We start from the raw sequence: 232 nt of genomic DNA, 5'->3' as shown, positions 1-232 counted from the left end.
TACATTCTACTGAATCTAAAATTCCATCATTGTCATCATCAAGGTCACAAATGTCGGTAACCCCATCACCATCGGTATCAAGATTGTCTGAAATAGAGGCATCACATTCGTCATTGCTATTGTCTCTAAAATCTAAGTCAACTCCTAAAGGTGCTGCATCTGTACCGTTTGCGTTGGTATCATTGTCTGAGTCTGCCAACAAGAAGTTTGTACCATCGTGCGAAAGTCCATT

The 232-nt window shown here is 40.5% G+C and carries 1 protein-coding gene; it reads right to left on the bottom strand.

The features are described 5' to 3' along the window. A partial coding sequence (locus ACRBBL_RS23955; protein WP_431371629.1) for a hypothetical protein occupies nt 1-232 on the bottom strand: 232 nt, incomplete at both ends.

Source organism: Kordia sp. (genome assembly GCF_050633145.1).
Lineage (GTDB): Bacteria > Bacteroidota > Bacteroidia > Flavobacteriales > Flavobacteriaceae > Kordia.
Note: the sequence above shows the minus strand (reverse complement) of the source record. Positions and strands in the feature narration are given on the sequence as shown.